The sequence below is a fragment of the Neobacillus drentensis genome (assembly GCF_036966985.1).
Taxonomy (GTDB): Bacteria; Bacillota; Bacilli; order Bacillales; family Cytobacillaceae; genus Neobacillus; species Neobacillus drentensis_E.
Window position 1 is genome coordinate 431 of record NZ_JBALSN010000293.1, and the last position, 2,109, is coordinate 2,539.

At 41.5% G+C, this 2,109-nt stretch carries 1 protein-coding gene; it reads right to left on the reverse strand.

Going from position 1 to position 2,109, the window contains the following annotated elements; translation table 11 throughout:
• Positions 1-453: 453 nt before the first annotated feature.
• Positions 454-1,962, reverse strand: a complete 1,509-nt coding sequence (locus V7659_RS19245; protein WP_335541469.1) for a leucyl aminopeptidase — start codon at positions 1,960-1,962, stop codon at positions 454-456.
• Positions 1,963-2,109: the final 147 nt, after the last annotated feature.

Below are 2,109 nucleotides of genomic sequence, written 5' to 3' on the forward strand. Positions count from 1 at the left end.
AGAATGGAGCTCGTTTCGAGGTAAATAAGGGGAGATTTTCCGATTATGCAAAGAAAAATCCCCCATTTTCAAATTTTTCGAGTCAATAGGCGGAATTTCTCCGTCTATTTAAGCCTTTTTTAATAATAATTACAAATTAGGCGGAATTTTTCCGTCTATTTATCAGCTCGGATGCTTAACCTGATCCCCCAACCGATAAGTACGGACCCTCTAATCTGCAGCTTAAAGATCAATAAAATTGGTCCTCAAAACGGCACTGCAATTGTACAATACTTATTGTCCAGCATAATAATGATGTCAATGGCTATGTCAAAGTTAATGAAATTTCGTAGAAACCTTGATAAATAAAGAAAAAGACGTATGCCAATTCATACGTTAATTTTTGTGTCTTTTAAATAAGAGAGCCTCCGAAAATGGTACCCTTTAGAATTTCTCGAAGGCTTTTTCAAAGCATTATTTCTCTATGGGTTCAAAGCGTTCGACAAATAGGGCAAGTGTTCGGGTCATGACTCCGGTTGCACCTGCAGGTCCTAGATCATTGCCTTTCGCAGTGGTGGCTGTCCCGGCGATATCCAAGTGAACCCATGGTGTCCCTTCGGCAAATTCACCGATAAAAGCCCCAGCAACCAACGCATGGCCTTCACTGCCAGGGGAATTATTTAAATCGGCAACTTTACTGTTTCTTACCCGTTCAATCTCTGTGTCAAACAATGGAAGCTGCCACATTTGCTCACCGGCTTCAATCGAAGCTTCTAATACCTGTTTATATAATGGTTCATGGTTGGTCATTGCCCCAGTTGTATAGAGACCAAGTGCAGTAATTACTCCACCTGTTAAAGTTGCGACATCGACAAGATAGTCTGCACCATGCTGCTTAGCATAGGTTACCGCATCCGCTAGAACAAGCCGTCCTTCAGCATCAGTATTTAAAACCTCGATGGTCTTACCGCACATCGACGTAATCACGTCATCGGGCTTAAAGGCATGGCCGCTAATCATATTATCCGTAGAAGGAATAACCGCGACCACATTTTGCTCGGGCTGAATTTCACCGATGATTTCCATGGCACCAAGAACCGCGGCTGCTCCGCCCATGTCAGTTTTCATCCCAACGATCCCTGATTTCGTTTTAATGGAGTAACCGCCCGTATCAAAGGTTATGCCTTTTCCAACTAAACCGATAACATCATTCCATTCTTCTTTCCCTTGATATTTAAGGACGATCATTTTAGGAGGCTCTGTTGATCCTTGGTTCACGGCAAGGAAAGCTCCCATTCCAAGCTTCTCTATTTCAGCTTTATCCAGGATTTCCACCTCGAAAGCATATTTACTTCCAAGTTCCTGTGCATAATTAGCTATATCTGTTGCGGTTAACATATTGCCCGGGATGTTAACAAGCGTTCGTGCCGAATTCGTTCCTTTACCAAACGCATGTCCTACCGTTAACGAGGCTAGGACTTCTTCTCCATCAAGGCTGTCACAATAGATTGTTAGATGATCCAGCTTTTTCTCTGGCTCGTTCGATTTTTGCTTGTACCCTTCAAATTGATAAGTTGAGAGGGCATAGGCTTCGCTCAGCGCATGGGCTGCGTCCAAACCATCCACTTGTTCAGTCGTAAAGGAATCTAAATAAACGGCTGCTTCTTCAAGTTTATTTGCCTTCACTTCCTTGAAGAGCCTTCCAAACGCAGATTTTAGTTTATCAAAAGTAAACTCTTTTTCCTTCCCAAGGCCAACAAACCAAATACGTTTTGAGCCGATTTTACCTAAACTATGTACTTTATTGATACTTTTTAACTTAGCTGAAATGTCACCTGATTTTACAAGGTCTTTTAATTGGCCATTGAATGCCTCATCGAGCAATGCTAATATTCCTGTGAATTTTTCAGGTTTATCAAAGAGTCCAATTACTAACCCTTCATGCTCTGTTGATAGTTCTAGTTCTTTTTTAACATCAAACAAATTACTTCACCTCCATAATATTCGAGTTTAATTATAGCGAATATCGGTGTTTATTTCGAGCAACTAATTATTTTTAAAAATAGGCTTTGTTAAACTTGTCTGTTGATTTCCGTTCCAGGCACTTCGCTTTCCGCGGGCGTGCCGGGG